General features: G+C 66.1%; 2 protein-coding genes and 1 pseudogene. 1 reads left to right on the top strand and 2 read right to left on the bottom strand.

Features of this window, described 5'->3' with window-relative positions; genetic code table 11:
- Window positions 1-985: pseudogene (locus QZY06_RS19390) on the bottom strand (hypothetical protein); the annotation flags it as partial.
- A complete protein-coding gene (gene mprF / locus QZY06_RS19395; RefSeq protein ID WP_295687221.1) occupies window positions 982-3,561 on the bottom strand; it encodes a bifunctional lysylphosphatidylglycerol flippase/synthetase MprF in 2,580 nt (859 codons plus the stop codon). The gene mprF and the pseudogene QZY06_RS19390, both read right to left, overlap by 4 nt.
- Window positions 3,562-3,779: 218 nt before the next feature.
- Here mprF and QZY06_RS19400 point away from each other — a divergent pair.
- A partial coding sequence (locus QZY06_RS19400; RefSeq protein WP_295687224.1) for a patatin-like phospholipase family protein occupies window positions 3,780-5,011 on the top strand: 1,232 nt, incomplete at its 3' end.

A 5,011-nucleotide genomic window follows, 5' to 3' on the forward strand; every position in this document is an offset into this window, starting at 1 on the left:
CGCCGTCGCCAGAGATCAGGATCGCGAAGGTGTCGGCGTGCTGGGCGGTTCCGGTCGCCGGGACATCGGCGTCGACTTCGATCACCGGCAGCTCGCCCAGATCGCTCGGCGGCAGGGGCACGCTGCTGCGGCCCTGCGCGGTTTCCAGCTGATTGATGCTCTTGCGGTAGGCGGCGATCCAGTTCTCCGGCGACGTGAAGCCGTGGCCGACTTTCGGCAACGACACCAGCGAGCCCTGGTCACTGCCGGCGACGAACTTGCTGACGCTATCGAGATCGCAGACCTGATCGATTTCGCCGTGCAGGGTCAGCCAGGGCGCGGTCAGCTTGGGCGTCGGCAGGAATTCGATGCCGCCGTCGGCGCTGCGCGGCGCCATCCGCGCGCCGTTGCCGGCGCAGAACGGCTTTTTCAGATTCAGATCCGGACAGAAGCCGGTGGTGACTGCGCCGGCAAACGAGCCTTTCTCGGCCTGGGCGAGCACGCCGTAGGCGAGCGTGGCGCCGGCGCCATGGCCGGCGAGGATCGGCTGCAGATAGGTCGGCAGACGCGCCCAGGCCTGGACGAAGTGGCTGAGGTTCTCGAAATCGCCGACCGTGTACGCACATTCGCCGCCATCGGCTTCCAGCGCGCTGATCAGCTGCGGCGTGCTGATCGCCACGACCATCGCGCCATCGGCGACCAGCGCCTGAACCATCGCCGCCGGGCCGCCGCGATCCCGAGTGACCCAGCCGCCATCACCGGACAGGAACAGCACGAAGGATTTCGGCGTGCCTTCCGGACGATGGATCACCACGTCCTTGAAAATGCCGTGGCTCAGGGTTTCCGGGCCGCTCGGTGCCGTTGCTGCAGGCACCACAGCTGGAACCGGGGCTGCCGCAGCAGCTTTCGGGACGTTGGGGGCAGCCGACGCCGGAACGGCAACGATCGCGCCGAATGCCGCCGCAAGGATCAGTGCGGGGATCTGTGGGGGGATCAGTGGCTTCATGACTTCCAGATGACTTCCTTGATGCCGCCGGCGATCAGCGCAGCGGTATCGACGAGGACGCGGGGCAGCACCAGGCCGCCCGGCGAAGCAAGGTAGCGCGGGCGCCACTCGGGTTGAAACTTTTCCTTGTAACGCCGCAGGCCGTTGAAGTTGTAGAACGGCTCGCCGTAGCGATGAACGATGCGGCCTAGCTTGTGCCAGAACGGCGCCAGCGGATGGTTTTCCAGGCCGGCCAGCGGTGCCATGCCGAGATTGAACCAGCGATAGCCTTCGGTGTTGCCCCAGAGCATCAGCTCGATGAACAGATAGTCCATGACGCCTTTCGGCGCCGCCGGGCCGTAGCGCATCAGATCGATCGACATCTCTTCGCGCCCAGCGCCGAGCCACAGGTTGGCGAAGGCGACGATCTGGCCGTCCCGGAGCACGCAGGCGCAGTGGAAGCGGCTCAGATATTCGGGATCGAAACGGCCGACCGAAAAACCTTTCTCGGCAACCGATTTGCCGGTCAGCCAGTCATCCGAAATCCGCTGCAGCTCGTCGAGCTTGGCTTCGACTTCGGTCGGTGCCAGTACCACAAAGGTGGCGCCATCGCGCTGGGCGCGGCGATGTTCGTTGCGCAGGCTCTGACGCTTGGAGCCGACCAGTGAAAAGGTGGTCAGCGGCACCCGCGCTTCTTCGCCGAGCTTGGCCAGCGACAGGCCCAGATCCAGGTACAGCGGCAGCTGATCGGGCGACACCTGATAGAACACCGGCCAGCAGCTGCTGCGATCGGCCAGTTCGCGGAACGCCCAGGTCAGCGCTTCCACCTTGGCAGGATTGCCTACCGGATCGCCGAGCGCGATCAGGCTGCGGCCGGACCGCTGATACATGATGAAAGCGTCGCCATCGGGCCCGAACAGCAATTGCTTGTCGCCGAGCAGCGCCAGATTGGCGATGGTGTTGCCGCCGAAGGTGGCGATGATGCTGGCGGCGCGATCGAGGGCTGCCGCGTCCGGCGGATCCGGCTCGCGGCGGGCCGGGCTCAGCAGCCGCCAGAGCATGTAGCCGGCGAACAGCAGCACGGTCAGCAGGCCGGCGCGCATCAAACGCGGGCTTTGATCGTCGAAAGCGAAACGCCACCAGACTTCGCGGCTGTAATCGGTGCCGCGCGAGGACAGCATCGACACCCAGACCGCGACCGCGACCACCGCCACCGTCGCCATCAGCCAGCGCTGGGAATCGCGCACCTCGAGCAGCGAGGCACGGCGATAGAAGCGCTCGCGCGACAGCAGCAGCACCACGAGGATCACCGACAGCAGGGTTGCTTCTTCGTAGTCGAGACCTTTCAGCATCGACACCACGGCGCCGACGGCGAGCAGCACCAGAGTCAGCCACCAGGCGCCGTCGAGGCGGCGATACAGGCCGCGCGCGAGGATCAGCAGGCCGACGCCGATGGCGCTGCCGGCCATGTGCGAAAACTCCAGCAGGCCGAGCGGAATCATCTCGGACAAGCCCGCCAGGCGGCTGTCGATGGCCGGCGTGGCGCCGGAGATCAGCAGCACCGCGCCAGCCAGGAATACGGTAGTGGCCAGCACCGGCGGCGCCAGGGTTTCGACGCTGTCCTGCAGGCGGCTGCCATAGCGCCGGAAACGTTCGTTCTGGGTGGCGAGCAGGCGCAGGCCGAGAAAGAACAGCGCCAGCACGAACGGCAGCAGGTAATAGACGACGCGGTACAGCAGCACCGCGCCGAGCACGCCTTCCGGCGGCGCGGCGGGCAGCAGCAGGATCAGCACCGTTTCGAACACGCCGAGGCCGCCCGGCACATTGCTGATGGTGCCGGCGTAGATGGCCAGCACGAAGACGCCGACGAAGGCCGGATAACCGAGCGTCACGGTGTCCGGCAGCAGCACGTACAGGGTGGCGGCGGCGAAGCAGAGATCGGTGCTGGCGGCGACGATCTGGCCCAGGGTCAGCGGCAGGCCCGGCAGGCGGAACTCGCGGCCGCGCCAGGTCAGCGGCCGGCGGCGGATGGCATTGAGCAGCACATAGGCGGCAACCAGCGCAAGCAACGCGCTGCCCAGTTCGCGGATGCCGGACGGCTCCAGATGCAGCACCCGGCCGGCATCATCCGGCGATGTCAGCAGAGACAGCCCCAGCAGGGTCGCCACGCCGAGCGCAAAGGCCACCGACACCAGCGCGACGACGCCAGCCACCTTCAGGCCCGGCACGCCGGCGGCGGTGTAATCGCGGAAGCGGATCGAGCCGCCGGAAACCGCCTGGAAGCCGACGCTGTGACCGATGCCGAAGGCGATCAGCGAAGTCGGCGCTACCTGCCGCCAGGGCAGCGGATGATCGACGCCGCGCAGGGCCAGCCAGTCATAGAGCGTCAGCACCGCGTAGCTGAGGCCGCAGAACAGCAGCGCTTCGGCAATCCGCTCGCGTGGCAGCGACTTCAGGTGGGTGAAGATTTCGCCTGGATTGAGCACCGCCAGATTCTTTTCCAGCGCCCACACGGCCAGGGCGAGCACGACCAGAGTCAGGCCGGCTACAAGAACGCGGCGGCGATCGGAAAACAGGGCGGCAAAGCGGGGCGACATGGCACTCGAATCGCTAAGGTCTAACGTCAACAGACCCCAAGGCGGCGGATTGTACTGTGCGGCTCACCTTCCACGCGAAAGGCATTGGCAAAGCGGCGCAGCAGGCCTGCGCACACTGACCACCGCTGCTCGGGGAAGGTTCGCCGGCGGTTCGCCGACAGGCAAATGCTGCACTGCAAGATGGCATACTCGGGCCCTCGTAACGCTTACATCCGTTCATGTCGAAGAAGCTGATCGCCAGTCGCCAGAAAGACCTAGACCAAGCCGCGAACTACGCCGAATGGCAGGAGATCGCGACCGAGCTCGATCGTCTGGAGGGCGCCGACGCCTGGAAACAGGACGAGATGAGCGATGACTACGACTACCTGCTGATCAAGGAACGCCTGAACACGCTACGCGAGCTGCGCAAGTCGGGCGAAGTGCGGCAACTGGTGTTCCAGCTCGCCGAAGGCCTGCACGGCAACCTCGGCAACGTCGCCGATCCGGTGCTCTATTCGTATGCCCGCGTCGGCACCAAGCGGCTGGTCGAGGAATACATCGAGGAATCGGCGCGCTGCCTGGATTACATCTGCGTCGGCGATTTCCCGGATTTCTCCAACGACGAGAAGATCCTGTTCTTCAAGCGCACCGGCACCAGCTTCGGCCGCTCCGCGCTCTTGCTGTCCGGCGGCGCCACCCTGGGCATGTTCCATCTCGGCGTGATCAAGGCGATGTTCGAGAACAACGTGCTGCCGCGGGTGATCTCTGGCTCCTCGGCCGGCGCGATCATCGCCAGCATGGCCGGCACTCGTACCGATGAGGAACTGCCGGCGATCTTCGATCCGGAATCGCTGAACCTGCAGGCCTTCCAGACCGTCAGCCTGCGCCAGGTATTGAGCGGCAACGCGCTGATGGACCCTGCCCGGCTGCGCGCCTGTCTCGAACGCAACATCGCGGCCTGCAGCTTCATCGAAGCCTTCGAGCGCACCCGGCGCATTCTCGGCGTCACCGTGTCGCCAGCCGAGGCGCATCAGTCGGCCCGTCTGCTCAACTATCTGACCGCGCCGAACGTCACCGTGCAGTCCTCGGTGCTGGCCTCCTGTGCCGTGCCCGGCGTGTTCCCGCCGGTGATGCTCGATTCGCTCGATTTCGAAGGTGTCACCCATCCGTATATGCGCTCCAAGCGCTGGGTCGACGGCTCGATCGCCAACGATCTGCCGATGCTCCGGCTGGCGCGCCTGCACAACGTCAACCACTACATCGTCAGCCAGACCAATCCGCACGTGGTGCCGTTCATGCGCGAAGCCCATCCGGGCCGGCGCACGATCACCGACGTGGTTCAGCACGTGGCCACCACCGCCAGCCGTGACCTGCTCAAGCTGACCCGCAACTACGTCGGCGCGGCCGTGCCCGGGCGCATCGTCGACATGCTCAACGACGTCCTTCAGCAACGCTACAGCGGCGACATCAG

Origin of the sequence: uncultured Nevskia sp., assembly GCF_903885465.1 — a bacterium.
Lineage (GTDB): Bacteria > Pseudomonadota > Gammaproteobacteria > Nevskiales > Nevskiaceae > Nevskia.

What these genes read in the sequence shown, in the direction of transcription:
- mprF (WP_295687221.1), bottom strand. Translation starts at nt 3,561, where the DNA reads ATGTCGCCCCGCTTTGCCGCCCTGTTTTCCGATCGCCGCCGCGTTCTT.